This is a genomic window from Zhongshania sp. R06B22 (assembly GCF_040892595.1).
Lineage (GTDB): Bacteria > Pseudomonadota > Gammaproteobacteria > Pseudomonadales > Spongiibacteraceae > Spongiibacter > Spongiibacter arctica.
On sequence record NZ_JBFRYB010000001.1, the window covers coordinates 2,506,643 to 2,533,153 of the forward strand.

23 protein-coding genes are annotated in these 26,511 nt (G+C 50.1%); 7 read left to right on the forward strand and 16 right to left on the reverse strand.

What is annotated here, in order from left to right; translation table 11 throughout:
• The first annotated feature begins 2 nt into the window (after positions 1–2).
• Positions 3–455: a tellurite resistance TerB family protein gene (locus AB4875_RS11450; protein ID WP_368376186.1), complete on the forward strand. Its 453-nt coding sequence runs from the start codon at positions 3–5 to the stop codon at positions 453–455.
• Between the two features lie 21 nt (positions 456–476).
• On the opposite strand, the gene AB4875_RS11455 is transcribed toward AB4875_RS11450, so the two are convergent.
• The 14 genes from AB4875_RS11455 to AB4875_RS11520 all read right to left on the reverse strand — a co-directional run bounded on the left by AB4875_RS11455 (position 477) and on the right by AB4875_RS11520 (position 17,725).
• A complete protein-coding gene (locus AB4875_RS11455) occupies positions 477–965 on the reverse strand; it encodes an STAS domain-containing protein (RefSeq protein ID WP_368376187.1) in 489 nt (162 codons plus the stop codon).
• 4 nt (positions 966–969) lie between these two features.
• Positions 970–2,151, reverse strand: a complete 1,182-nt coding sequence (locus AB4875_RS11460; RefSeq protein ID WP_368376188.1) for a SpoIIE family protein phosphatase — start codon at positions 2,149–2,151, stop codon at positions 970–972.
• An 81-nt stretch (positions 2,152–2,232) separates the two neighbouring features.
• Positions 2,233–2,955: an MlaA family lipoprotein gene (locus tag AB4875_RS11465; RefSeq protein ID WP_368376189.1), complete on the reverse strand. Its 723-nt coding sequence runs from the start codon at positions 2,953–2,955 to the stop codon at positions 2,233–2,235.
• 77 nt (positions 2,956–3,032) lie between these two features.
• Positions 3,033–3,782, reverse strand: coding sequence for an HvfC family RiPP maturation protein (locus AB4875_RS11470; protein ID WP_368376190.1), 750 nt, complete (start codon positions 3,780–3,782; stop codon positions 3,033–3,035).
• Complete coding sequence (locus tag AB4875_RS11475) at positions 3,779–4,651, reverse strand: HvfB family MNIO-type RiPP peptide maturase (RefSeq protein WP_368376191.1); 873 nt, start codon at positions 4,649–4,651, stop codon at positions 3,779–3,781. Before AB4875_RS11475 ends, AB4875_RS11470 begins: the two co-directional genes overlap by 4 nt.
• A 51-nt stretch (positions 4,652–4,702) precedes the next feature.
• Positions 4,703–5,095 (reverse strand): HvfA family oxazolone/thioamide-modified RiPP metallophore, encoded by a 393-nt coding sequence (locus AB4875_RS11480; RefSeq protein WP_368376192.1) that lies wholly within the window; start codon positions 5,093–5,095, stop codon positions 4,703–4,705.
• Between the two features lie 224 nt (positions 5,096–5,319).
• A complete protein-coding gene (gene hrpA / locus AB4875_RS11485; protein WP_368376193.1) occupies positions 5,320–9,216 on the reverse strand; it encodes an ATP-dependent RNA helicase HrpA in 3,897 nt (1,298 codons plus the stop codon).
• A gap of 59 nt (positions 9,217–9,275) precedes the next feature.
• Positions 9,276–10,982: an AMP-binding protein gene (locus AB4875_RS11490; RefSeq protein ID WP_368376194.1), complete on the reverse strand. Its 1,707-nt coding sequence runs from the start codon at positions 10,980–10,982 to the stop codon at positions 9,276–9,278.
• Between the two features lie 154 nt (positions 10,983–11,136).
• Positions 11,137–11,616: a hypothetical protein gene (locus tag AB4875_RS11495; protein WP_368376195.1), complete on the reverse strand. Its 480-nt coding sequence runs from the start codon at positions 11,614–11,616 to the stop codon at positions 11,137–11,139.
• Positions 11,617–11,817: 201 nt separating this feature from the next.
• Positions 11,818–12,798, reverse strand: coding sequence for an oligopeptide/dipeptide ABC transporter ATP-binding protein (locus AB4875_RS11500; RefSeq protein WP_368376196.1), 981 nt, complete (start codon positions 12,796–12,798; stop codon positions 11,818–11,820).
• On the reverse strand, positions 12,798–13,808 hold the full coding sequence (locus AB4875_RS11505; RefSeq protein ID WP_368376197.1) for an ABC transporter ATP-binding protein: 1,011 nt from the start codon (positions 13,806–13,808) through the stop codon (positions 12,798–12,800). The genes AB4875_RS11500 and AB4875_RS11505 overlap by 1 nt, the downstream gene beginning before the upstream one ends.
• Positions 13,805–15,115, reverse strand: a complete 1,311-nt coding sequence (locus AB4875_RS11510) for an ABC transporter permease (protein ID WP_368376198.1) — start codon at positions 15,113–15,115, stop codon at positions 13,805–13,807. Before AB4875_RS11510 ends, AB4875_RS11505 begins: the two co-directional genes overlap by 4 nt.
• Positions 15,116–15,128: 13 nt before the next feature.
• Positions 15,129–16,073, reverse strand: a complete 945-nt coding sequence (locus tag AB4875_RS11515; protein WP_368376199.1) for an ABC transporter permease — start codon at positions 16,071–16,073, stop codon at positions 15,129–15,131.
• A 2-nt stretch (positions 16,074–16,075) separates the two neighbouring features.
• Positions 16,076–17,725, reverse strand: a complete 1,650-nt coding sequence (locus AB4875_RS11520) for a peptide ABC transporter substrate-binding protein (RefSeq protein WP_368376200.1) — start codon at positions 17,723–17,725, stop codon at positions 16,076–16,078.
• Positions 17,726–17,767: 42 nt separating this feature from the next.
• On the opposite strand from AB4875_RS11520, the gene mnmC reads away from it, so the two are divergent.
• The 3 genes from mnmC (at position 17,768) to AB4875_RS11535 (ending at position 23,846) form a co-directional block, all read left to right on the forward strand.
• Positions 17,768–19,843, forward strand: coding sequence for a bifunctional tRNA (5-methylaminomethyl-2-thiouridine)(34)-methyltransferase MnmC2/FAD-dependent 5-carboxymethylaminomethyl-2-thiouridine(34) oxidoreductase MnmC1 (mnmC, locus tag AB4875_RS11525; RefSeq protein ID WP_368376201.1), 2,076 nt, complete (start codon positions 17,768–17,770; stop codon positions 19,841–19,843).
• Between the two features lie 88 nt (positions 19,844–19,931).
• Positions 19,932–20,780 (forward strand): glutaminyl-peptide cyclotransferase, encoded by an 849-nt coding sequence (locus AB4875_RS11530; protein WP_368376202.1) that lies wholly within the window; start codon positions 19,932–19,934, stop codon positions 20,778–20,780.
• Positions 20,781–20,885: 105 nt separating this feature from the next.
• Positions 20,886–23,846: an insulinase family protein gene (locus AB4875_RS11535; protein ID WP_368376203.1), complete on the forward strand. Its 2,961-nt coding sequence runs from the start codon at positions 20,886–20,888 to the stop codon at positions 23,844–23,846.
• A gap of 121 nt (positions 23,847–23,967) precedes the next feature.
• Here the strand turns inward: AB4875_RS11535 and AB4875_RS11540 are convergent, their stop codons facing one another.
• Positions 23,968–24,396 carry a Spy/CpxP family protein refolding chaperone gene (locus tag AB4875_RS11540; RefSeq protein WP_368376204.1) on the reverse strand — a complete coding sequence of 143 codons (429 nt, stop codon included), beginning with the start codon at positions 24,394–24,396 and terminating at the stop codon, positions 23,968–23,970.
• A gap of 299 nt (positions 24,397–24,695) precedes the next feature.
• Positions 24,696–25,136, reverse strand: a complete 441-nt coding sequence (locus AB4875_RS11545; protein WP_368376205.1) for a regulatory protein RecX — start codon at positions 25,134–25,136, stop codon at positions 24,696–24,698.
• A 176-nt stretch (positions 25,137–25,312) separates the two neighbouring features.
• Here AB4875_RS11545 and AB4875_RS11550 point away from each other — a divergent pair, with 176 nt between their 5' ends.
• Genes AB4875_RS11550 through AB4875_RS11560 form a run of 3 tightly spaced genes read left to right on the forward strand, consistent with a single transcriptional unit; the run spans position 25,313 to position 26,504 of the window.
• Complete coding sequence (locus tag AB4875_RS11550) at positions 25,313–25,507, forward strand: Flp family type IVb pilin (RefSeq protein ID WP_368376206.1); 195 nt, start codon at positions 25,313–25,315, stop codon at positions 25,505–25,507.
• 15 nt (positions 25,508–25,522) lie between these two features.
• Positions 25,523–25,987 (forward strand): prepilin peptidase, encoded by a 465-nt coding sequence (locus AB4875_RS11555; RefSeq protein WP_368376207.1) that lies wholly within the window; start codon positions 25,523–25,525, stop codon positions 25,985–25,987.
• 34 nt (positions 25,988–26,021) lie between these two features.
• Positions 26,022–26,504, forward strand: coding sequence for a TadE/TadG family type IV pilus assembly protein (locus tag AB4875_RS11560; protein WP_368376208.1), 483 nt, complete (start codon positions 26,022–26,024; stop codon positions 26,502–26,504).
• Positions 26,505–26,511: the final 7 nt, after the last annotated feature.

A 26,511-nucleotide genomic window follows, 5' to 3' on the forward strand; every position in this document is an offset into this window, starting at 1 on the left:
ACATGTTTGAAAAACTAAAACAGCTTTTTTCTGGTGTGGAAGAAGATACCGCAAAAACCACCATGTCATTGGAGTTGGCCACCGCGGCCTTACTCATTGAAGTCAGTAAGTCAGACTTCCAGCAAGACCCGGTCGAAATCGAGAAGATCCACGAGCTTCTGGTTCGCTGTTTCTCGGTTTCGCTGACAGATATTGAAGAATTCATGGCAACCGCCACCGCGCTCAATAAAGACAGTACATCTCTGTACCCTTTTACCCGCTATATCAATGACAACTGTAATAATCTGGAAAAATATGAGCTGATTGTCGCGCTTTGGGAAGTGGCTATTGAAGATGGGCAAATCGATAAATACGAGGATCATCTGATACGCAAAATTTCAGACCTGATCTACCTACCTCACACTGAATTTATCCGCGCAAAGCTGACAACAAGCGAAAAGGCAAAAGCTAAATAAGCAGCGGAAAATGAAATAATACTAGAAGCACTGCCCTTCAAGCAGCGACACCAATTCACGAAATTTAGCGTGATTGCTGTCGCTGAGTCCCATCAGAGTGCGATGGGCCTCAAGAACACGTTTTTTTACTGAATCCTCACTACACGGCAGAACGGGTAACTCACCAAGATCTTCATCGTCTAGCAAGGGTTCCTCTCTAATACTGAAAACCCGATCGAAACCCATGCTTTCCAGCACGCGGGTAATATCTCGGTTAGTCGACAGAATAACGGGCACGAACTTAAACCGCTCTTTGGCCTTAATCGCAAGCTTGGCAAGCAAGCCCAAGGTTGTGCTGTCAACATTTAAGGCATCTGAAAGATCAACAACAACGCTGGCAAAGCCTTCGACCGACAGCATTTCGTCGAAGAACTCGTCAAGTGTTGTACAAAGGGTCAGTCGCACGTCACCAACTAATTTGATAACAAACGCGCCGTCCTGCCCTGCTACCAAAATCCGACCAGGCTGCATCTGCCTAAACCCTGCTAACGACTAAAATTGCAATATCGTCTGGCACTTCGTCTATCTCTAATAAACCAAAGGTATTTGCTAGCTCCACCGAGCTACCCTCACCCTCTTTAAGAATATCGAGGAGGTTCAGCTCCTTTTCCTCAAGAGTTTCGCTATCCAAGACCTCTAATATACCATCTGAAAACAAGGTCAGCACTGCCCGAGGCGGAAAGCTAATGACATGATCACTGTACTCGGCATCGGTAAACAAACCAACTGGCATATCATGTTCCGGCAGGAATTCCGCAGCGCCATCCAAGGTCAAAGCGGGAGCAGGAAGGTGGCCCGCCACTGAATAGCAGAGCTGATGGCACTTCAGGTCAAACGCGCCTACGCACATCGTCACATGCTTGCCAATACCCATTTCTAGCAGCTCACGATTTGCCAAGGTGAGCATCTTAGCCGGCGACAAAATGGCTGTTGAGCCCCTATGCAAAAAATCACTTCGTTTGCGGGCAAATAAGTTCTTCAAAAACACGGTAACGAAAGCAGAGCTTGCGCCGTGACCCGAAACGTCAGCCACAAAAAAAACCGCGTGGTCTTCTCCGACTAAAAAATAGTCGACAAAGTCTCCGCTTAGATATAGAGAAGGAAGAATGAAATGACAGAAACTATAACCGCCTATTTGCTTTGGCGTATCAGGCAGCAAAAGCTGTTGAACATGCTTACCGGCCTGCTGGTCTTGCTGCAATAGGGTTAAACTTTCGAGTAAATCCCTATTCGCATTTTCAAGCTTAGTCCGGTAGGCCAGATTCTCGCGTTTTAAGGTACCGCGCTCAGTGGCGCGATCCATTACGTGACGAATCACGTCTAAATTCTCAGCGGGTAACATCAAGTAATCGGTCGCGCCATGTCGAACCGCTTCAACCACATCAGCCAAACTCTTACGGCGGGATAAGCCAATAAGGGGTAATTCACGGGGATCGGCGGCCATCTTGCCCAGTAGATCAATACCACGATCCTCTGGGAAATCGATATCAACCATGACAATGTCGATATCTTCTTCCCGGAAGCTCTGCATAGCATCGGCACAATCAGAGATGGCAATCACCGACATGCCCAGATTTTCCAATGAGGACATAAACTCAGTGTGCACCGCATCGGGCTGCTGAACGAGTAAGATACTCTGGATAAAGGTTGTGTTCATGCGGTCTTTTTACGCGCATCAACAAAGACACACAAGGCGTATTTGTGCGCAGAATTTACGTTGGAGCAGTGAACGCTCGCTTTAAAAATCAAATGCTTCGAAATCCTCGCCACCAAAATCGTCTTTCAGCTTGCCGTCATTGATTAAAAAATCACGACGTTGCAGATAGACATCCTTGAAGAAAGTGTATTTATCACCGGATACTAGGTCTTCCGTTCCCAACAGCGATGCGCGAACCTGCAGCAAATCCAACATAGTCATGCCAAGTTGCACGGTACTAGGGTCAATCCCTCGGGTGATTTCAGTGTAAGAGTCTACCCCACTACCGACACTGTCCCTTAGTGTACTCGGGCCAAGCAGCGGTAACATCAGGTAGGGCCCATTACCAAGCCCCCACACAGCTAGGGTCTGACCGAAATCTTCTGAATCACGAGTTAAGCCAATGTAAGTAGCAACATCGAAGATGCCCAAAACCCCTACTGTCGTATTGATCAGAAACCGCCCACCGCTGACCAACATATCGCCGCCGTCGCCCTGCAGCGCGTTATTGCCAACGTTTTTAATCTCACCAAGATTATTAAAGAAATTGGCCAAACTTTGATCAACAAATGTCGGCGTGACTTTACGGTAGCCGCGAGCTACTGGCTGCAGCACATATTTATCTGCAGAATCATTAAACGAAAAGACCGCGCGATTAAAGCCTTCCCAGGGATCGCGAGAGTCTCCACCAATGTCAGCAGATACTGCAACGCAGTGAAATGCAGACAATATCGCCAAGACTAAGGCACAAGTTATTCGTTCCATCGGAGTCACTACTCATCAAATATAAAACGCGGGTAATACTATACGCAATGCACTGATACATGGCACTACTTCGTTAATTACGGCTCTGCAATAATAAGTATATCGAGACTCACTAATTGGGACACAAGCTCTGTCCCAAATCCATAAAGCGATTCGACTTCCGTCTGCAGCTCGCCAGCAATAACTCTTAGCAGTTCGCCAACACTAGGAGAAGGCGCTTCATCGAATAGCGCCAACAAGCGAGCGGTGACCGCATTAATTTCTAGGAATTCAACACTGTCGGCGCGATTGCGATACACCACAATGTAAGTAGCTTCGCCATCAGCGTTTTGCGGGCGATTATCGACGCTAATCAAATGAACCGGGAATTGGTATGCCAGGGGCCACGCCAGCGGAGATAGACGAAAATGACCACTTAATATGTCATCTACCATATCACCAGCAGCGGGCAAATCGCCCTCCGCAACATCCAGCGCCAGCTCAACCCATTCGTAATGAGCAAGTTCGGACAAAAAAGGCGGATCAATATCAAGTCCGCTGCGCTGGGACTGCAGATACTCAAGAAACTCTTCGGCAATCTTCAAGAAGTACGGGCTGGCGCACTGGTGCTTTATCATAAAATCTCGCACCAACACATCCCAGTCGACATCGCTATATAGGCTGCGGCATACAGGGAAGCCATTACTCAAAAAGCTATTGATATTGTTAAAAAATAAGTCGCGGTAAATTCCTAGCCTGCGACTTTCAATACCTTGCGGCGCAGTGCGGTGATCTGGATCCCGAATAAACTGGGTGAATTCACGCTGAACACGCTGAAACTCACTCATCGCCTGACAACCCTAGGCGCCGCAGAGGACACATCTAAAGACTGGATTTGTTGAGACTGCTTAATACGCTCGACTTCTAACAACAGCTCGGCCATGGGGGGAAAGTTAAAGTCTCGTTCCAATAGCGTTGGTAGCGGTCCACAGCGGGCATAAGCCGCGTCTAGTAAGGCCCAAACGGGATCGATAACATCGGCGCCGTGGGTGTCAACTCGAAGATCTTCAGCCTCATCAAAATGACCGGCGATATGCACATATTTCGCACGACCAAGTGACAGTGAATTCAAAAATTCATAGGGATCGTAGCCATGATTAATGCTATTTACATAGATATTATTCACATCTAATAGAAGCTCGCAATCAGACTCTGCGAGCACTGCATTTATAAATTCGCTCTCACTCATTTGCTGGGCAGGCGCCGCATAGTAGGAGGCATTTTCCAGCAAAATACGCCGCCCTAGAACGTCCTGCACTCGCTTCACCCGATCCGCAACATGGTGAACAGCCTCCTCCGTGAAAGGAATAGGCAACAAATCGTATAGCTGCCCCTCATCACCGCAGTAGGTCAAATGTTCGGAATACAAAGGACAATCAAAGTCTGTCATAAACTGCTTTATATCTTTTAACAAACCAGCGTCCAGTGGCGAAAATCCACCAATATTCAACGATAGTCCATGCAAATACACTGGATAGCGCTCCGCAATTTCGCGAAACGAGCGACCATAACGGCCGCCAATACCTATCCAGTTCTCTGGGGCAACTTCTATAAAATCAATATCACCCGGCTTCAGTTCTTTGATCGCAGGTATTAGACCGCGCCGCAGGCCAAGACCTGCAAGCCCAAGCCCGCTATTTGCTGTTCTTTCCGCCATTGATATTGCCATTATCGCCTAGAGTTTCCTTTATGCTAAAAACGCCGCCTCTTATTTAGCTGCACCGCAAGACGCTTCCTTAGCGGCCTTATCACCACCGCACTGCCCTTCCATAGCGGCCTTGTCTGCGCCACACTTCGCTTCACCACATTTGCCTTCATGGGCTGATTTTGCTTTGTCTGCTCCGCACTTCGCTTCGCCACATTTACCTTCATGGGCGGCTTTTGCTTTGTCTGCACCACAACTTGCCTCGCCGGCCTTCTCTGCGCCGCACTTGGCCTCTGATTTAGCTGCCTTGTCGGAACTGCCCATCGCCAACTCGTAGCCTGAGCTAAGCTGTTTTGCCGCAAAGGGATTGCTATCAGCCATTGCCGGACTGACAGCAGAAGCCAACATTGCAACACCAAACGCTGCAGCTAGGGGTTTTTTAGTAAAAGACGCCATTTATTTATCCTTATCGACTGAGTGCCGAATTATTAATAAGCTAAGTAAGATTGAATATCCTCGTTACTGTCGATGCATCTCGGCACCTCCTAGTAACAATCACCATTTCTAGCATAGCCGCATCAGAAAATTTAACAACACAGGGTAAGGTGTACGCTAAAACGCCCATTCCCGACCCCGACATCGAAAATTGTTGCGGCTGTAATAAAGAGACGGGCTTACCCTTAAAATGTTACATCTTGGCAGACGCTTTTCCACAGCTGCTTGAGCCGTTTCTCGGATACCGGTGAGCGAGTACCTATGTTTTGCGCGAATAACGATATACGAAACTCTTCCAACTGCCACCGGTACTCTCGCAACGTTAAATGCGACCTAGCCCCCTCCGGCGACTTTGTCAGAAATTCCAGCAGTTGTTGTTGCAGGGGTTCTATAATCAAGGTGCACTGTCTATCCCGCTGATAGTGACCATCTAATTTAGTCAGACGCTGCAGGATTGCCCGTAAATACCGCGGATACTGCTGCAATTCTTCGCGAGTTTGCTCAGTAATAAAACCATCGAAAAACAAACCCTCCAACTGCTTATTGACGTCGTTGATACTGTGAATCCAGCTCAATGACTTGAGCTTTTTGAGTGCACGTCTAATATCAGAGTAATGCCCTAGAACCTCTATCAGCAGAACCGCATAGCTCTCTGCATCTCCAGTAAAACTTGCACGCCCGGCCTGCCAAAGCGTTTCAAAATCATCATCGGATTCTGGCAATTTATCTGGATCAATTGCAAAACTTTGCCGCGCGGCAGCCAGCAAGCAATCCTCAATCCAGCGCTTTTTCTGCTCACCAACAGCGGCGAACTGCAGCTGCACGGCGTTGTTGCGAAACAAATTGGCTCTAAGTAATTTGACTTGCTGGGACATCCGCAGGAGTAGCAGGCGCAGCACCCCGTAAAGGCTCTTCTGCCGTGCATCTTGCTCCGACTCAGCCAGCTCTAGAACCACGCTTTCGCCGTCATCCCGCAAACAAGGGTAGGCGGTCAAGACTGCCCCACCGCGCTTAAATTCATGGCGTTTTTCTAAGGTGCCAAAATTCCAGTCCTGAAGTACCTTGCTGCTAAAGCCGCCGCTGCTCTCCTCCGCAATGCCCTGCTGAACTTGATCTGCAAGCTGGGCTTTTAGTTTGAGTAAATCGCGACCTTGAGCAAGCAATTTACCGCCGCTATCTAGAACCCGAATATTCATTAGATAGTAATCATCAATGCGATTTACTGCCCACTCGTTTACATCGATCTTCAGGCCGCTCAGCCTGTGCAATGCCGTCGCAAGTTGCGGCAGCAGGGCTTGATCACCCGCCTTAATCATAGGTAGAGCGCGATCAACATAATCTGGCACTGGCACTAGCTGCTTGCGTTGCGCCTTAGGTAGGGTCTTCACCAAGGCGATGCACTTCTCTCTTAATAAACCGGGCACCAACCATTCCAAGCGACCTTCTGCTAAGTCAACTAAGTTACCCAGAGGCACGGACACACTGACACCATCTGCGGCGTGACCCGGCTCAAAGTGGTAAGCCAGTGCCAAGCTCATACCCCCGCATAGCAATGTGTCTGGAAATTGCTGTTCAGTAACATCGCCACCACCGTGGCGCATCAATTCACCGCGACTCAAGTAGAGGGTGTTCGGCGGCGCGGTTGCCTTCAACCAATGCTCTAGGTGTTTAGCGGTTATCGTACCTGCGGGGATACGCTCGTCATAAAACCGGAATAGCTCGTCGTCAGAAACCAATATATCGCGCCGGCGGGCCTTGTCTTCTATCTCAGATATCTCGCTAATCAGGCGTTTATTATGTTGATAAAAAGCCGCGCGCCCTTGATAGCGACCTTCTACCAAACCTTGCCTAATCAGTATTTCACGACTTTCTTCAGGGGCGATAGGGCCGTAGTGAACCCGTTGCTTATCACGAATGATTAGACCGTATAGCGCGGTCTGCTCGTAGGCCATAACGCGGCCACTGCGGGGCTGCCATTGGGGCTCGTAGTAGCTGCGCTTGAGTAGACTATCATTAATGCCGAACACCCACTCTGGATCAATTTTTGCGACGCAACGGGCGTATAGCTGGGTGGTTTCCGCTAGTTCTGCAGCAACAATCCATTTTGGTGGCTTTTTAAACAAGCCCGAACCAGGAAAGATATGCAGCTTGCGATTGCGAGCACCGGTAAATTCGCGGCCCTCATCCTTGGTCGCAATTTGACCCAGATAAGCCGGCAATAAGGCTTTGTGAATGCTATTAAAGTCAGCTGGTTCTTTGTTTTGTTTTAAATTTAATTGCCTGCACATCAAGGTAAGCTGGTGGTGCACCTCTCGCCATTCGCGCATTCTGGTCCAAGACAAAAATTCGCGCTGACAGAGTTTTCGCCACTTACTGGTGGACAACTCTTGGCGTTGTTCCTCGGCATAGTCCCAGAGCGCAACAAAGGCAGCAAAATCTGAATCCACCTGCCAAAATCGACGGTGTTTTTCATCTGAGGCCTGGCGCTTGTCGGCCGGCCGCTCGCGGGGATCTTGAATACTCAAGGCACTGGCGATAATCAGCATCTCTCGCAGACACGAGCCCTCTGCTGCTGCCAACAGAAGGCGGCCGATACGTGGGTCAACAGGAAATCGACCTAGCTGATCGCCAAGTTTAGTTAAGCGTCCATCACTGACCGCGCCAAGCTCTGCCAAGAGCGCAAAGCCATCGTTAACAAATTTACTATCGGGTGCATCGACAAATGGGAATTCAGAAATATCCCCCAGCTTTAACTGCAGCATTTTCAATATTACTGCAGCTAAATTGGTGCGTTGAATTTCAGGTTCAGTGTATGCCGGTCGCCCTAGGTAGTCGGCTTCACTATAGAGCCGATAAGCTATACCTGGTGCAACCCGACCGCAGCGCCCTGCCCGCTGATTAGCACTAGCTTGGGAGATTGCCTCAATGGGCAGCCGCTGGACTTTACTGCGCACGCTGTAGCGGCTAACGCGAGCCGTGCCGCCGTCAATAACGTAACGAATACCTGGCACAGTTAATGATGTTTCTGCCACATTGGTAGCCAGTACCACCCGCCAACCGCGTCGCCCACGCAAATTAAAGATGCGCTGCTGTTCAGCGCTGCTCAACCTGGAGTACAAAGGCAGAACTTCGGCACCGGGCAAATCTGCATTTTTCAGATGGCGTGTTAATTCGCGAATATCACGCTCGCCGCTTAAAAACACCAAAGTATCGCCATGGCGATGTGCGCCTTCCGCCATTAACTCACGCAGGACTGCTTCCACAGCCTCACCCAAATCATTGTCGGCACTTAACTCTTGCTGCGGTCGATAGCGATACTCCACCGGAAAGCTGCGACCCGACACCTCGATAACCGGCGCATTGTTAAAGTGCGCCGAAAACCGCTCAACATCGATGGTCGCAGAGGTAATAATTAGTTTTAAATCTGGTCGCTTAGGTAATAGTGTTTTTAAATAACCCAATAAAAAATCAATATTAAGACTGCGCTCGTGAGCCTCATCAATGATGATGGTGTCGTATTGACTTAAGAAGCGATCCTGCTGAATAGCGGCCAGTAAAATACCATCGGTCATCACTTTGATATAACTATTTGGCGACGCCACCTCTTGAAACCGAATTTGGTAGGCTATGCCATCGCCAAGCGGGGTATTTAATTCTTCTGCCAGGCGCTCAGCCACGGCCCGGGCCGCTATCCTTCTCGGCTGAGTGTGGGCAATGAGACCCGCAATACCGCGGCCCATCTCCAAACAAATTTTCGGAAGTTGAGTGGTTTTACCAGACCCTGTTTCCCCAGCCAACACCACCACCTGATGATCTGTAATTGCCTTGCGAATATCGTCGAGTCGCTGGGCAACCGGCAGGTCTTCAGGGTAAATGATTTTTGGGAGCTTATCGCGGCGCTGAGTCACCCGCAGTGCGGAGCGCTCCATTCGCTGAGCTAAAGCCAGCAGTTTATCGCCGACCGCAATATTCGCCGCAGCTTGCTTTTGCAACTGTCGACACTGCTTAGCGAGCGCAAAGCGATCACCGAGCATACATTCATCAACGCTGGCCATTAATGAGGCCGCTGTAATTTCAGACATAAATACCGTATCAATAAAAAAGGCGCCACAAGGCGCCTTTTTTGTTAAATGCTGATGACTTACTCAGCTTTAGCGAGCTTGGCAAGCTCCTCGTCGCGAAGCGAACGACGCAATACCTTGCCCACATTCGTTTTAGGCAGTTCATCACGCACTTCGATGTAACGCGGCAGTTTATAGCCGGTTAAGCGTTCACGCAAAAATGCTTTTAATTCCACCTTATCAATATCGCCTTTTTTAGCGGCAACAAAGATTTTTACGGCTTCACCAGACTTTTCATCAGGTACACCAATTGCCGCGCATTCGGCTATATTAGGATGTTCACTCAGCACGTCTTCAATTTCATTAGGGTAAACATTAAAGCCAGAGACAATAATCATATCTTTCATGCGGTCTACAATCCGCATATATCCGTCATCCTGAACTACTGCAACGTCGCCAGTATGCAACCAACCATCTTTAATCGTCTTATCGGTTTCATCTTGACGCTGCCAATAGCCCATCATCACCTGCGGACCACGCACACACAACTCGCCGCGCTCGCCGATACCGACATCTTCACCAGACTCGGTAACAATACGAATCTCAGTGCCAGGTAGAGCAATACCGATGGTACCAATTTGGTTTGCGCCACCGGGGTTAATCGATACCACCGGTGAGGTTTCCGTTAGCCCGTAGCCTTCATATACTTCGGCACCCGTCATTGCCATCCACTCTTTCGCTGCGCCCGCTGTTAGCGCCATGCCGCCAGACAGGGTTGCCTTCACTGAGGAGAAGTCTAAGGATTTAAAGTCGGCGTGATTACAAAGTTGAACAAACAGGGTATTGATCCCGCTCATACCGCTCCAGCGCCAGCGCTTCATTTCTTTAATCACGGTATCTAGGTCACGCGGATTTGGGATAAGCACCGCGTGGTTGCCCTGCATCATCACGCAGAATGTCAGCATAAAAGAGTAAATATGGTATAGCGGCAGTGGCGACAAAAAGATTTCAGCCGCCTCTTTTAGACCGTAGCTTTCAAACAACTGCTTGCTCTGTAATACATTCGCCATTAAGTTGCGGTGGCTAATCATTGCGCCTTTAGAAACACCGGTGGTGCCACCAGTATACTGCAGCAATGCAATATCTTCGGCTGTGGGTGCAGCTGGGGTATAACGCCCACTTTTACCAAGCGATAGTACCTTGCGGTAAGCAAGCGCATTATTAAAACTGACGTCTGGCACCATCTTTTTAACATGCTTAACCACCGTGTTAATCAATGGCCGCTTGATACCAGTATGTAGATCGCCGATTTCAGTCACGATAACGGTTTCTACCGCCGTGTCTGCCACCACAGCCGCTGCCGCTTCGGCAACATTTGCCAACACCACCAAGACCTTGGCACCGGAATCAATTAGTTGATGCTTAAGCTCGCGTTCGCTGTAGAGCGGGTTGGTATTAACCACAACCATCCCAGCCCGAATCGCCCCAAACAGGGCAACGGGATACTGGAGAATATTCGGCATTTGCAAGGCGATACGATCACCGGCTTGCAAATTAGTATGGTTTTGCAGGTAAGAAGCAAATTGCGCCGATAGCACATCCAACTCACGGTAGCTTAGCGTCTTGCCCATACAGGACACTACTGGCTGGTCGGCAAACGCTGTCGCGCAGTAGGCAAACATGTCCACCAAATTAGCGTACTGATTCAAGTCAATACTACTAGGTAGGCTAGCCCTCTCTCGTGCCGCGCTTATGGCTGCTGCGATCTCTTCTCTTGCTGCTGACAAAGTTGTCCCCTCATAAAAGCTGCTTGCGATTAAATAAGAACCCAGACAATAGGCAATCTGAGCACAAGTAATGAACCGGGGAAGCTATCGGCATTTGTGTTCACTGTCAACACTCGCCGGGATATGAGAGTAATTTGCGTCGCATTCGCCACCGCTAGCTCTGCGCGGTGGTCGACTCTGGCACGCGGTACTGCTCGGGATCGATAAACATCAATTGCAATATAAGCTCGCCGTTGCGCCGTAAGTCTGCACCCAACAGCAGGGCGTTAAAATCCCCATCGATATTACTAATCGCCGGAATATTAAACATCAGCTGGCGACCGCTATCATCGCTCATCACAATCGGTTCGGACTCCGCCTGTATCACTTTCACCAACTCGGCACATAACATCTGTAACTGTAACTTAAAGGCACTGAAATTCAGCTGTCCCCTAAATTCCTGCGGCATAAGCTGCAAGCGCACCTTGATAGTCGATTTATCGGTCATAGTCATTTCGGTTAAATATAATTCTCGCCCCGCCTCTAGCTCTTTAAAGTAGCGTTTGGCCTCGGTGCGCCCTGCATCTAACAAGCAGGTTTTGAATAAATTGGCGGCAATCGCCAACACGCTTGATGCGTCTATTTTTACATTCATAAAATCACTACCTAATTATTAATATCTGTGACTGGCCGTATGGGTAACAATAATAGATAAATACTTACCTATTATCCTCATGCGACAAAGCAGTATGCCCAGCCTTCTTTCATTAACGTCACCGCACTGAACTGAAGTGAAGTGAAGTGAAGTGAAGTGAAGTGAACTGAAAATTACGCCTAAGATCTCGAAACTTAGACTTCAGGACTTAGATTTCAGAGCTTCTATATCAAGTAATCGGTGACATGCCACTTCGGTATTCACTGCACTGAGCTGCAGCCAAGGCGGACTGTGCCCGCAGCTCGCTACAGCTGATTGACAGCGCCGTGCAAATCGGCAGCCGCGATCAGTCGCCAAAGGCGCTCTATTGGCGCCGGCCTTCAACGGCGTTGTGCGCAGTACTCGGCCACTTGGATTACCATCCAAATGTGCGGCCAATAAGCGCTCGGTATAGGGGTGTCGCGGCGATTCATACACCGCAGCCGTTGGCCCAATCTCTACAATTTCACCCAAATACATCACTGCGGTGCGGCTCGCCAAAAATCTTACTACAGCAAGGTCATGGGCGATAAACAGCATTGCCGTGTTGTGCTCGCGCTGTAAATCCTGCAATAAATTGATGATCTGGGCCTGCACGGATACGTCTAAAGCTGATACCGGCTCATCGCAAATAACCAACTTTGGCTCGCTAATGAAGGCTCTAGCAATACCAATACGCTGGCGCTGACCACCTGATAACTCATGGGGATAGCGCTCCCCTGCGGATTGCGGCAAGCTGACTCGGTCTAGCCAATACGCCGCCTTATCACGGGCAGCCTTACCCCGTATACCAAGACTCCATAAGGGCTCCTGCAAGCTAGCCAGTATAGTCATTCGCGGATTTAAACTCGCATAACTATCCTGAAAAACCATTTGCACACGGGTCGACATCGCTCGAAATTGCCGACGGCTATATTTATTGGGCATTATCTCGCCATCAATAACAATGTCGCCGCCACTGCTAGACTGCAGACCCGCAATAATGCGGCCTAAAGTCGATTTACCTGAGCCGCTTTCCCCAACGAGGCCAAGAACTTCTCCGGCGCGAATCTGCAGATTTAAGCCGTCCACCGCCGCCAATAAATTATCGCCACTTTTAAAATGGCAACGCAGCTCGCGGATATCAACAAAGGGGGCCATCATTATTTACGCCCCCTAATCACTGCAGGCGTCGACGCAGCCTCGAGGTCTCGCCAGCGCGCAGGATGATCTTGATGCCACAACCAACAGCGCGCCAAATGGTCTTCACCGCATTGCATTAGCGGCGGCGCCTCTTCGCAAATAGCCATGCGCCGCGAACACCGCGCCGCAAAACCGCAGCCGCTTGGTGGATGACGTAAATCTGGAGGCGTACCTGCAATGGCTTCTAGGGGCTTGGGGTTTTCTAAGCTTGGCACCGCGCGTTTCAGAGCCTGAGTATAGGGATGAGCTTCGGCTCTAAAGACATCATGCAAGGAACCCGATTCAACGGTTTGGCCGGCATACATCACCGACACCGAGTCGGCAATCTCTGCCACCACGCCAAGATCGTGGGTAATAAATAACATAGCGGTGCCATTGATCTCCCGCATTTCTTGTAATAAACACAGCACTTCGGCCTGCACCGTGACATCTAGAGCTGTTGTTGGCTCATCGGCAATAAGTAACTTAGGTTCACACACAACCGCCATTGCAATCATGGCGCGCTGCAACATACCGCCAGAAAATTGAAAGGGATACTGCTCCGCCCGCTGCGCCGGATTGGCAATGGCTAAGCGCTCCAATAAGCCGATAGCGCGCATTTTGGCCTCGCGCCGCGACAGGCCCTTGTGAATCCGCAAGGGCTCGGCAATTTGCGCGCCTATGGTCTGGGTGGGGTCTAATGCTGTCATCGCATTTTGAAAAATCATCGCGATTTGATTGCCGCGCAGCTGGCGCCATTCGCGGGCCGTTAGTTGAGTCATATCGCGGCCAGCAAAATGCCAGTTTTTCGCACTAATATGAGCAGCATCAGGCATGAGGCCTAATAAGCTCATTGCCGTTACGGACTTACCACAGCCAGACTCACCAACCAATGCGCGGCACTCGCCCGCCTGCAGGCTAAGCGACACATCTCTCACGGCTTGTACTGGGCCGATACTAACCTGCAATGATTCCAGCTCTAAAAGACTCATGCGCGCACCACCCCCGATCGTCTATCGGTGGCGTCACGCAAGGCATCGCCCAATATATTAAAGGCGAGCACAGACAGGCTAATCAACAGAGCGGGAAATAATAATTGACGAGGATGTGACAGCAAGGTTTTGATACCGTCATTGCACAAGGCGCCCCACGAGGTAGTCGGTGGCGACACCCCCATACCAATAAATGATAAAAATGCCTCGGTAAAGATCGCTTGGGGAATCGCAAAACTAAAGGCCACCAAAATCATTGGCAATACATTGGGCAACATATGGCGAAGAATAATTCTGTGGGTGCCCACGCCAGCAATACGCGACGCTTCGACAAAGGGTTGGCTGCGCAAGGCCAAAACTTGCCCGCGAATCAGTCTGGCACTGCCCGGCCAGCTCAACATAAGCATCGCAACAATAAGTGGCATAATGCCGTTCTCACCGGGGCCAACGCCAAAGGCAACCCGGAATAAAATCATAAATAACAAAAACGGCAAGGCCACCACAAAATCAACAAAGCGCATTGCGACTTGGTCGACCCAGCCGCCCATCAGACCGGCAATGGCGCCAAAAATACAGCCGAAGCTGATATACAGTAAAGGCGCAACGACACCGACAAATAAAGATGTTCTCCCCCCCGCCATTAAGCGCGCCAATATATCCCGTCCTAAGGCATCTGTACCCAGGGGATGCGCCGGTATATCTACCCATTGCGCGCTACTATTTGCCAGCGGAATCAAACCCTGTAACTGCGCCTCGAACTTAGACATCGCGGCCTCGGGCCTGACATCTCGGGACAAGAGCAATAACCCTGTCTCGGCATCGGCAACGGTGTATCGATACAATTCACGGCCCAGCTGAAGACGATCTTGGTAGTAACTACTCGTGGTCTCGGCTATCGCCAAACCAAGGCCGGGCTTATTAGCATCGCCACGGTATATCCGATAGCGCGCCACTCCTTCCAAGCTCGGCCATTGCAGGCGCACATACTCAGTATTCGCAGCATGGATTTGCAGGCCAGCGGGCGCTTGAGTGCCCGCCGCCGGCCGCCATGCGCCGTTGTCAGAAATAATGCGAACCGAATGCGCCCGGCTACTACCTTGCGATATCTGTGACAACCATTGCTGCGACGGGCTCTGCTGCCAAAGCGACGGGCCAATAGTCACGAACAACAGCAGAAACACTACCATCAGTGTGGACAGCATAACCGTGGGACTCGCCATACTCGGCAGAGGCATGGGCGCGACGGTATCGACCTCGTCAGCGCTGCCCCAAGTTTTGGGCGCAAATCGGAAGACTGAAATAGCCATTATGCGCAGCGCCTCATGTTTTACCTCGGTGCAGGCGAATACGTGGATCAATTAAGCCGTAGCTAATATCAACCAGCACCACCACAAAAACCAAAAAAGCGCCGTAGAATACCGTGGTTCCCATAATCACGGTGTAATCAAGCTGCTGCACTGCCTGCACGAAATATCGCCCCAAGCCCGGAATAGCAAAAATCAACTCAACCACAAAGCCGCCGGTGGTAATGGCCGCAATGGTGGGCCCCAATTCTGTCACCACTGGCAATACCGCATTTCTGAGCTGATGGTGCCAGAACAAACGCCACCCATGAACCCCTTTGGCTTTAGCGGCAATATTGTAATCTGCGCTCAGCACTTCAAGCATAGACGCGCGCATAATGCGGCTAAGATACGCCATCGTACCCAAACCCAAGACCAGTGCCGGCACCCAAATTTGGCTCACACTGCCCCAACCGGCAACCGGTAAAAGGGTTTTACCTGCGGCATTATTCATTGCCACAATCACTAACTGCGCTAAACCGGCTATAACAAAACCGGGCACCGAAATAGCCGCAATAACCGCGATCATCACCAATCGATCCGGCCAACGATTGCGGCAATAGGCAGCCACCGACCCCGCGGCAACACCGCCCACTAAAGCGATGAGTACCGCAGCAATTCCCAAAGTAGCTGAGATAGGAAAATGCTCGCGAATAATATCATTCACGCGGCGGTTTTCTTGGGTGAAGGAAATACCGAAATCACCTTGCAACATATTACTCATAAACAAGCGGTATTGATCAAACAGCGGTTTATCCAAACCATAGCGCGCCTCTAATTGGGCGCGCACCGCCGGCGACATAGCTTTTTCCTGGGTAAGTGGATCACCGGGTACAGCGTGCATGGCAAAGAACGTCGCCGTGGCAATAAACCAAATAGTAATCAGTCCCGACAACAGTCTTCTGGCAATAAATTCCAACATAGCTAGGGCTCAATCCATGCGTAGCGAAATATTGGGTCACCACCAAAAATTGAACGCCGCACGCCCTTCAACCTCGGGTTTTGCACATAAAGTGCGCCATTTTCATAGGTCGGTAGTATCGGCACGTCTTCAACCACAATGCGCTGAATCTGCGCCATGGCATTGAATCGAGTTCGAACATCATTGCTCGTTTGGGCTAGGCGAATCCAGCGGTCATACAAGGGATTGGCGTAAAGTCCGCGGTTATTATCATTCCATGAGGCAAACAAATCGGCGAAGGTCATAATGTCGTCGTAGTCAGGCCCCCACGCCGCGGCGACAATATCAAAATCCCCACGGCGCATTTTTTCAAGTCGCTGTTTAAAAACCTGCTGGTCAATTCGCAACTCAATTCCCAAACCCTTCTTAAAAAGGTATTGATAATACTCCGCCTCTTGCAAGGCCCTAGGACTATCACCCGCCAAAAGCACCAAAGCTGGCCACTCATCGAAGCCTAACTCCGCTTTTGCTTGTGCGAGATATTTACGTGCAGCGCCGATATCGGGGTCCACTCGCATCACCGGATACTCTTGCCGAAATGCGCCTTTTATCCCTTTGACCGTAACCGGGAAAAGTGAGTACGCGGGTTTAATTCCCGGCAAGCCAATAATTTTATTTACCAATAAATCGGGATCAATTAAGCGCTGTACTGCTTTTCGGAATGAACGGTTAGCGCTAATACGCCCATCGCGGAAATTAAATTCTAGAAAAAACAGCGAGCCCGTATGAAAATATTCAATATCGAAGCCGCGCTCTACCGCCTCGTCTAGTAAACCGGTATCCAAGGGTGCAATAGCAATTTGCTGGTCTCTAAATAAATTAAATTGGGCACTTGGATCCGAGGTGATATAGGGCATATCTATTTCACTGATTTGTACCGAGTCCGCCTGCCAATATTGGCTGTTTTTGCGAAAGCGCAGGTGGGCGCCATGGACCCATTTGTCTAAGACAAATGCCCCGTTGAAGACTAGTTTATCGGCATCCGCAGCATAGCGCCCACCCCAGAGATCAACCACGTCTTCTCGCATCGGCAAAAAGGTCATAAAAGCGGCAAGACTAAGGAAATACGGACAGGGCTGAGCAAACTCTACCCGTAGCTCGTAATCTGAGACCGCCGTAACGCCGAGCTCTGTGGCCGGCAATTCACCGTTATTTACCGCCTCGGCGTTTTTAAGGGGATAGAAAATAAACGCATATTGCGACGCCGTACTGGGTTTAAGTGCATGTCGCCAAGCAAATACGAAGTCATGGGCGGTAACCGGCTTGCCATCGCTCCAACGCGCGGATTTACGCAGCCAGAAACTGGCTCCATCAGCGTCAAGTTGCCAGCGTTCAGCGACCCCGGCAGCCAATTCTCCGTCGGGACCATAGACCAATAAGCCTTCCATTAAGTGCGCTAACACAAAGCTGGCGATCGCATCGGTCGCCACCGCGCTATTTAATGTGGGCGGCTCGGTCGCCAGTGCAAGGGTCACTTTATTTTTGGCAGCATCTACTGCCTGTGCTTGCACAGCAACGGCGCAGCACAACGTCAACACCAAGATCGCCAGTCGCTTGGCACGCAAAGAAAGCGGCGCGCCAGATTTGTTTGCGAAGGTTTTCGCGATATTCACTGCTACAATACCTCGCCCGGCAACGCTGAAATCACATATATAATGGCCAAAAGCTCGCAGCACCCAAATCCCTATTTTATTGAAGCCGCCACAATCGACTGGGGCGCAGATGGCGTCCCCAGAGCCGGCAAGTACGGCGATATCTATTTCAGTCAGGAAAGCGGCATTAGTGAAAGCCGCCATGTGTTCTTATCTCACAATAAACTGGCAGAGCGCTGGCAAGCCTTGGGCACGGAAACACCCGGACGGTTCACTATCATCGAAACCGGCTTCGGCACCGGATTAAACTTTTTACTCGCCTGGCAACTCTGGCAAACTACAGCGCCATCCAACTGGCAGCTCCACTACATCTCTGTCGAAAAACACCCCTTAAATCCACAGGATTTAAAACGAGCTCACGAGTCATGGCCGGAGCTCCGCGATTTGTCTTCTATACTACAGCACAACTATCCGCCGCTGTTACCCGGTCAACATCGGAGATTGTTGAATAGTGCACAAATTTGTCTAGATTTGTTGTTCGGTGACGCCCTTGAATGCCTACCTGCACTCCTAGACTCGCCAAGCCCATCAAGCACCCGCTCGGAAAGCTCGCCGGAAGACCGCCTACCCTGCGCCGACGCATGGTTTTTAGACGGTTTTTCCCCCGCCACTAACCCCGATATGTGGCATGACACCTTGTTTAGTTGCATGGGCGTACTGAGCAAAGCTGGGACCACCTTTGCCACGTTTACCTCTGCGGGATTTGTAAAGCGCGGGCTGCGCGCGCAGGGATTCCATGTTGACAAGGTCACCGGGTATGGCCGCAAGCGAGAAATGCTTCGGGGCACACTCACCAGTCAGACCACGGAAGATGCACCGTCGCCGCCGAAAGTTGCCGTACCCTGGCATCGTCCTGCGGCGCAATCTCAGATCGCTAGCGCCGTCGTCATTGGCGCTGGGCTGGCGGGTTGCAGCACGGCCAGGGCCTTGGCGGAGCGAGGTGTCACGGTAACAGTTATCGAACGCACCGCCCCCGCCAGCGGCGCATCGGGCAATCCCCAAGGTATTCTCTACACTAAACTCTCACCTGCCCCCGGTGATTTAAACCAATTTACCTTGAGTAGCTTTTTATTCGCACTGCCGTACTACCAAGCGCGACTGGACAGCGGCGCCATTGACGGTGATCTCTGTGGCGTACTGCAAGTCGCGAAGTCAGAAAAAGAAATCGCGCAATTCTCTCAACTTAAACAGTTTTTAAACAATCAGGACTGGCTGCAGTTTTTAAGCGGCAATGAATTAAGCAAAGCCAGCGGCATACCACTAACTGGCTGCGGATATTTTTATCCTAGTGCCGGTTGGCTATCACCACCTAGTGTATGTTCGGCGGATTTAAAGCACAGCAATATCAGGGTCATAACACATTGTGAGGCCATATCACTGGTCAATAAGCCAAACCAAGGCGAGCATTGGCAAGTACATGATCGGTCTGGCAACATCATTGCTGGCGGCGACGCGCTTATTATTACTAACAGCAACGATGCCCTGCAATTCCCCCAAACCCAACATCTGCCGATAAAGCCTATTCGTGGACAGATTAGCTATATCGACGACGCCAGCTTAACTCACAGCCCACAATGCGTCGTTTGTCACGAGGGCTATATCGCTCCGTCAATAGATGGCGCACTGTGCATAGGCGCTAGCTTTAACTTGCGCGACTCCGACACCGATTTGCATCAACGTGACCACGACTGGAATCTTGCGCAGTTAGATTCCCTGTCCCCCGGCTTGATCAAAGAGGATGTGAGGATAAGCGGCGGCCGCGCCTCGCTGCGCTGCAGCAGTGCCGACTATTTACCCATAGTTGGCGCTGCGCCTATTGTTGCAGACTTTGCTAAACACTATGCCGCGCTTGGCAAAGACGCTCGAACAAGCATTGACACACCCGCCAGCAACTACCCGAACTTATATATTAACGTCGGCCACGGATCCCGGGGCCTAACATCAACGCCGCTGAGTGCGGAATTGATTGCGAGCTATCTGTGCGGAGAAATTCGGCCCCTGCCCCGCCAACTGTGTGAAAGCCTATCGCCTGCGCGCTTTCTAATCCGAAAGCTGATTCGCAAGCAAGCTATTGAGTAGCATTGATCTGGCGGTACGCTAAGGCCGTATTTATGGCAGACTAATGCACTGCCGACGGCGACTAATACACTATTGACTGGAATGCGATGTGAAGCATCTAAGCACAGCTCGTAAATCGATTTACCGCCGCACAGCTCAACTGACTGCCGTTTTTATCCTACTGGCGTCAATGGTGCCCAGCAGCAGTTTTGCCGAGCTGCCCTACCAATTGCTTGACACTTACCCTCACCAACCCGCTCTTTTTACCCAAGGTTTGGAGTTATACCAAGGCAAACTTTATGAGAGCAGCGGCCTATATGGTTATTCTAAAGTGGTTGCTCGCAATTTTCCGCCCTCACCCACCGACAGTATTAAAGGCACTGCGCTGCCGCCTGACGTGTTCGCAGAAGGACTAAGTCAATACCGCGGCAAGCTATATGTGCTGACGTGGAAAGGTGGTCGCGGCTTAATTATCGATCCCCAGCACTTTAAATTATTGGGGATATTTCCCTATGAGGGCGAAGGCTGGGGCCTATGTGCCAGCACCGCCGCAGGACGACCGGACCACTTTGTGATGAGCAACGGTACTAGCCAATTGCAGTGGCTGTCGACTGACACCATGACGCTAATCAACACCGTCACTGTGACTGAAAAGGGTAAAGCGGTAGATAAGCTAAACGAGCTGGAATGCCTAGGTGACTATGTAATCGCGAATCAGTGGCATAGTAACTACCTGTTCATTATTGATGGGCGCAGCGGCAAGGTACTCAATAAGCTAGACCTAAGTGCATTGACAGCCGCTGTAAACACCAGCACCCCGCTAGCGTCGGAAGCGGTGTTAAATGGGGTAGCCTATGATGCCGAGAACGACAGCTGGCTAGTGACCGGTAAGTTGTGGCCAAGTATCTTCCGCATCACCTTCACCTTGCCAGCGCTGCCAATACAATCACGCCCGTAAACACAGTTATATCTCTCGCTTAAGGGCCTAGTAGTAATGCAATTGCTGCTCACAGGCCCTAGAATACAAACGTAGTTACTTCTCCGCCAAACATATGGATTACGCATGACTCAAGTCGACATAGCCGCGCAAACCCCCGTCAACCCGGCCGCATTTAGCAGTTTTGAATTACTCAGCAACGAAAACGTACCCGCACTTGGGGTCAGCATTGCAGAATACCGTCACCGCAAAACCGGCGCCAGCCACTATCATATTGTTAGCGACAACCCAGAAAATGTGTTTCTGGTCGCACTGCGCACGGTACCCAAAGACTCTACCGGCGTTGCCCATATTCTAGAACACACCGCGTTATGCGGCAGTGAAAAATACCCGGTTCGCGACCCATTCTTCATGATGATCCGGCGCTCTTTAAACAGTTTTATGAACGCCTTTACCAGCTCGGACTGGACAGCCTACCCCTTTGCCAGCAGCAATCGCAAAGATTTTGAAAACCTTCTCCAAGTTTATATGGACGCGGTATTTTTCTCTCGCCTAGATCCCTTGGACTTTGCCCAAGAAGGACACCGACTAGAATTTAAAGACCCCAAAGACCCCAACTCCGACCTCGAGTTTAAAGGCGTTGTTTTCAATGAGATGAAAGGCGCGATGAGTTCAGTGCCCAGTCAACTTTGGCAAACACTGTGCAAATATTTATTTCCAAGCACTACCTACCACTACAATAGCGGCGGTGATCCGGAAGCCATACCGGATCTAAGCTACGATCAATTAAAATCTTTCTATCAAAGTCATTACCATCCTAGCAATGCCATCTTCATGACCTTCGGTGACATCCCTGCAGCAGAGCATCAGGCGCGCTTTGAAGAGCTGGCTTTAAATCGTTTTGAGCAACAGAACACCCGCATTGCCGTTGAAGATGAGAAGCGCTACCACGCGCCGCTGCGTGTGCAAGAAAGCTATCCACTGCCACCCTCAGAAGACACTAACAACAAGACCCATATTGTGGTCGCCTGGCTAATGGGTAAAAGCACCGAGCTTGAAACCCAGCTAGAGGCCCAACTGCTCGCCGGAGTGTTACTCGACAATAGCGCTAGCCCGCTGATGCATGCCTTGGAAACCACAGCGCTTGGCAGCGCGCCTTCACCCATGTGTGGCATTGAAGACTCGATGCGCGAAATGGTCTTCGCCTGTGGCGTGGAAGGCAGCAACGTCGATAGCAGGGACGAGGTCGAAAACCTCATCCTCGATACACTCAAGAACGTGATTAAGAATGGCATACCAAAAGAAGACGTAGATGCCGTTTTACATCAGCTTGAATTACGCCAGCGTGAAATTGGCGGAGATGGCTACCCCTATGGCTTACAACTTATTTTAACGGCATTGGATAGCGCCACTCATCGTGGCAATCCCATCGAGCTACTAAATCTAGACCCTGCCTTACAAGCCATTAGAGCTAAAACTACAAACCCCGACTACATTAAAGGCCTCGCTCAAAATCTACTCGATAACCCTCATCGAGTGACCTTGGTCATGAGCCCCGATGAAGACATTCAAGCACGGGTGGAAAAAGCCGAAATTAGTCGGCTCAGCGCACTTAAAGAGGCGCTCAGTACTGAGCAAAGACAGCACATCATTGACCAAGCCGCTGCCTTAGCGGCTCGGCAAACAATGGAAGAAGACGAATCTATTCTGCCCAAGGTAACCCTAGACGATGTACCGCTAGACACCCCGGCATTGCATTTCGACACGGCCCAGTTTGGGAATCTGCCTTATACCCAATATGGCCGTGGCACCAACGGTTTGGTTTATCAGCAGCTTCTGGTCAGTTTGCCTGAGCTCACAGAGCATGAGCTGTCACTGCTTTCAATATATACTTTGGTGGCCACCGAGCTGGGCGTCGGCGAACAGAGCTACCTGCAAGTACAGGCTCGGCAGTCTCAGGTATGCGGCGGTATTAGCGCCTATACCACGATGCGCGGCGGTATCAATGACGAGCAAGATATCCAAGCGTATTTAGTGCTGTCTTCAAAAGCTCTGCTGCGAAATGCCGAGGACCAAGCGCAGCTTATGCGAGATACCTTTGAGCAACTTCGTTTTGACGAGCACGAGCGCCTTCAAGAACTCATCGCCCAACTTAAAGGACGTCGAGAATCGGCTATCACTGGCAATGGTCACGGCCTTGCAATGAGCGCCGCGAGTGCGGGTATGAGCCCCATCGCCAAGGTGAATGAAGACTTAGGGGGCTTAAGCGGCATACGTCACCTTAAGCAACTTGCCAAGCGTATTGAAGATAGTAAAGCACTGGCAAGTCTGGCTGAGGAGTTATCAGTAATACATCAGAAAATGCTTGCCAGTAGCAAGGAACTGCTCATTATTGCTGAGGATCACCACCTCGAAGGTCTATGCGCTGAACTCGCACCGATTTGGCAGGATTTTAATGCTTCGGGCTCAAAAGGCTTTGAACTACCAGCACTACGTACCGCGAATAAATCATTCTGGGTCGCTAGCTCCCAGGTTAATTTCTGCGCCAAAGCTTACCCCACGGTACCTTCTGGCCACCCCGATGCACCGGTGCTTACGGTGCTAGCCGTATATTTGCGAAATGGCTTTTTACACCGCGCTATTCGCGAGCAAGGTGGCGCCTATGGTGGTGGCGCCTCACAAGACTCTAATATTGCCGCATTCCGCTTTTATTCCTATAGAGATCCGCGCTTACAAGAGACACTGAGCGACTTCGATAAATCCATTAGCTGGATGCTCCAAACTCCAGTGTCAGCTAAAGGTCTGGAGGAAGCAGTATTAGGGGTAGTCGGCAGCATCGACAAACCAGGGTCCCCGGCTGGGGAGGCAAAACAGGATTATCACAGCAATGTTTTCGGCCGCACATTAGCCGAACGCCGGCAGTTCCGGCAGCGCGTTCTCGCCGTTAAGGAAGAAGATTTACTACGCGTCTGCGAACTTTACTTGAACAATGCGGAGGCAAGCATCGCGGTTGTCAGTAGCGAAAGCAAAGCCGACGCACTCGCCGAGTGGATAGTGAAAGAGGGTATGACAATCCAACGCTTGTAAGGCTCGCCTCAGTCTACCTGGGGTAACCAGCTAGTCCCTTCATACGGGCTAGCTAAACGTCGCTATTGCGGGTGTGAAACGCTCAGCTAGCCACGCCGAGCGCCATATGGCCGCAAATTAATTACTTGGTCTTTGCTGTTGCAGCTTGCAAGGCATCGGAGCGGATCTTGTTATAGGCCTGCTTTTGCTTATTGTCGAGCACGGCGTAAAAACCTCGCTGAGTATTCAGCAATGCCGTCGTATGGGCGGCTGAAAGTCGCCCTGCTTCACGACTTAAGCGCTTAACATCAGCGTCACCGAGTCTTGCCAAATTTACCCGGCGAATACTCTCTTGCGCCGCCACCAGCCCAGCACGAATCGTCACGGCTTCTTGCGCATAATTGGCAAGCAATGCCTTGATCTGCGTTTGCTGTCTTTCAGACAAATCCAATTTTTCAGTTAATACATCTAAGCGTGCGCCACCAAAAGCGGCTTGATCGGCAAAAGCCGGCGACATTGCAAAGCCGCCAAGCAGAGCACTCAATAACACCACAACACTATATTTCTTCATTATTTCTCCAAAACCGTAAACTCATCGTTATTACTGAGACATGATAATCGTAAAAAGAACTCAATGCACAGACCAGAATATACCTACAAAAGCAGCAATGCTGATTAGCCATCTCTCTTCATTCTGAAGTTTGATCGCGACCTATATCACTCCCGTTCAGTAAAAAGCCACTCACTTAAAAACCTAAAGCCTGCTCTGTCCTCAGCGTCATAGCCAATCGATAAAGAATAACAGGCGCTTTATGCGCGATTCAGATTAAGGGAGGACGGGACATTTAAAAGCAGCCGGCTAGCAAGCATTCAGAACAAGCCGCGAATATGGTCAAAAGAATACCCTTTATACTGCATATATCGCATGCACTTAGCACGCACCTTGGCGTCTGATATATCCTGGCCAGCGTACTTTTTTTCAAATAGCTGCTTAGCCGCTACCCGCCAGTCAATATCTTGCGCAGCAAACACTCCAGCAATAAGGGTGTCTTCTATACCTCGTTGGTGTAATTCAGCTTTTATATACTGGGGGCCGTATCCAGCATTGACCCTCAAACGGAAGAATGAATCAGCAAAACGAGCATCTGATTGCAAGCCATCAAGCATCAATTCATCCAGCACCTGATCAATATCGGCGCTTTCCGGGAAGCGTTGAAACAATTTTAACCGTAATTCCTGGCGCGAGTATTCTCGCCTAGCAAGAAAATCCATCGCCTTTAAGCGAATATGCTTTTTAAAAACTTCTGCCAAAACGTGCTCCGAACGACAAAATACCCCAAAAACCCCTTAAAAACTGCTATTTCCCTTAATTCCATTTCGGCAATTACTTATTTCATTAAATCTGTGTAAACAGCAAAGTAAGCATCAAGAGCGAGAGGAAAATCCTGCGCTGTTAGGTAACTCATTTAAACCACGGAGAATGACTCATGTTAAATAAAATTACTAGCACACTACGTAAACTCAAGAGTGACGAGAGCGGCGCCAGCGCCATTGAATACGCGGTTATGGCTGCACTGCTCGTTGTTATTATCGTATTTGGTGTCAGCTTACTTGGTAGTGGTTCAAGCACCACCGCTGGTATTGGTAAAGCCTTCACTGATATTGCTACTCAGCTAGAATAATAGCGAGAGCCCGCAGTGATCCTGCCCGCTCTGTCTATATTAATAGTTATAGCTTATATCGACTGGAAGCAAAGACGGATACCTAACAGCTGGTTGATAGTACTTGCAGGGTGGGCGGCATGTTATGCCGCCCTATCACCCGTTATAAGCTTCAAGATTATTACTATAAACGCCATTATCGGATTAGCACTCACACTGCCTGGCTTCATGAAAGGGCTTGTAGGGGGCGGCGATGTAAAACTAATGTTGGCGATATCTCCTTTATGGCCACCGATAGAACTACTTTGGGTATTTTCCACTGGGATACTTAGTCTGCTGTTATTAATGTCATCGGCCCACTTTATTTCGAAGATGTCCTTAACAAAAGCGCACTACCCGGCAAGTAATCTGACGGCAACCTCCTTACAGAGGGGCCTACCCTTGGGAAGCGCTGTTGCGATGGGCGCAATATTCATATCACTTTTCAATTTTATTTCCTGATTTCACGATCATAAATTATGCATGGAGCACGACAATGGTAAACCACAACTTTTATCGCTCGATTCAGCAGCGGCAAAAAGGTGCTGTTGCCATAGAGTTCGTCTTCATTTTCCCAGTCCTCTTTATTATCTGCTATGCCATTATTGTGTACGGCTTGGCATTTCTGTTGGTCCAAAACTTCACTTATTCAAGCGAAGAGGTACTTCGCGCCGCACTCGTTTGTGAAGACTGTGAAACCACAGCAGAATGGGAGGCCGAAATCAACGCTATTGGCACTGTTCGCCTTAAGAAAGACCCGGTCGATGGACTCTTAATCTACGCTCCAGGCTCATTAAGCTGGACTAGCAACTGCAGAGACGCATCTGCACCTCTCGACGGCTCACCCGCGCTAGATGGAATTTTGTGTGAAGTGTCAGTTTCCTCTTTACCGTTACTCGACGGTATAACCATGCCCGGCTTTGGGAAGCTACCCACCCTCCCCGATATGCTAACCGGTAGAGCCACACTCCTTTTTTAGTGATCAG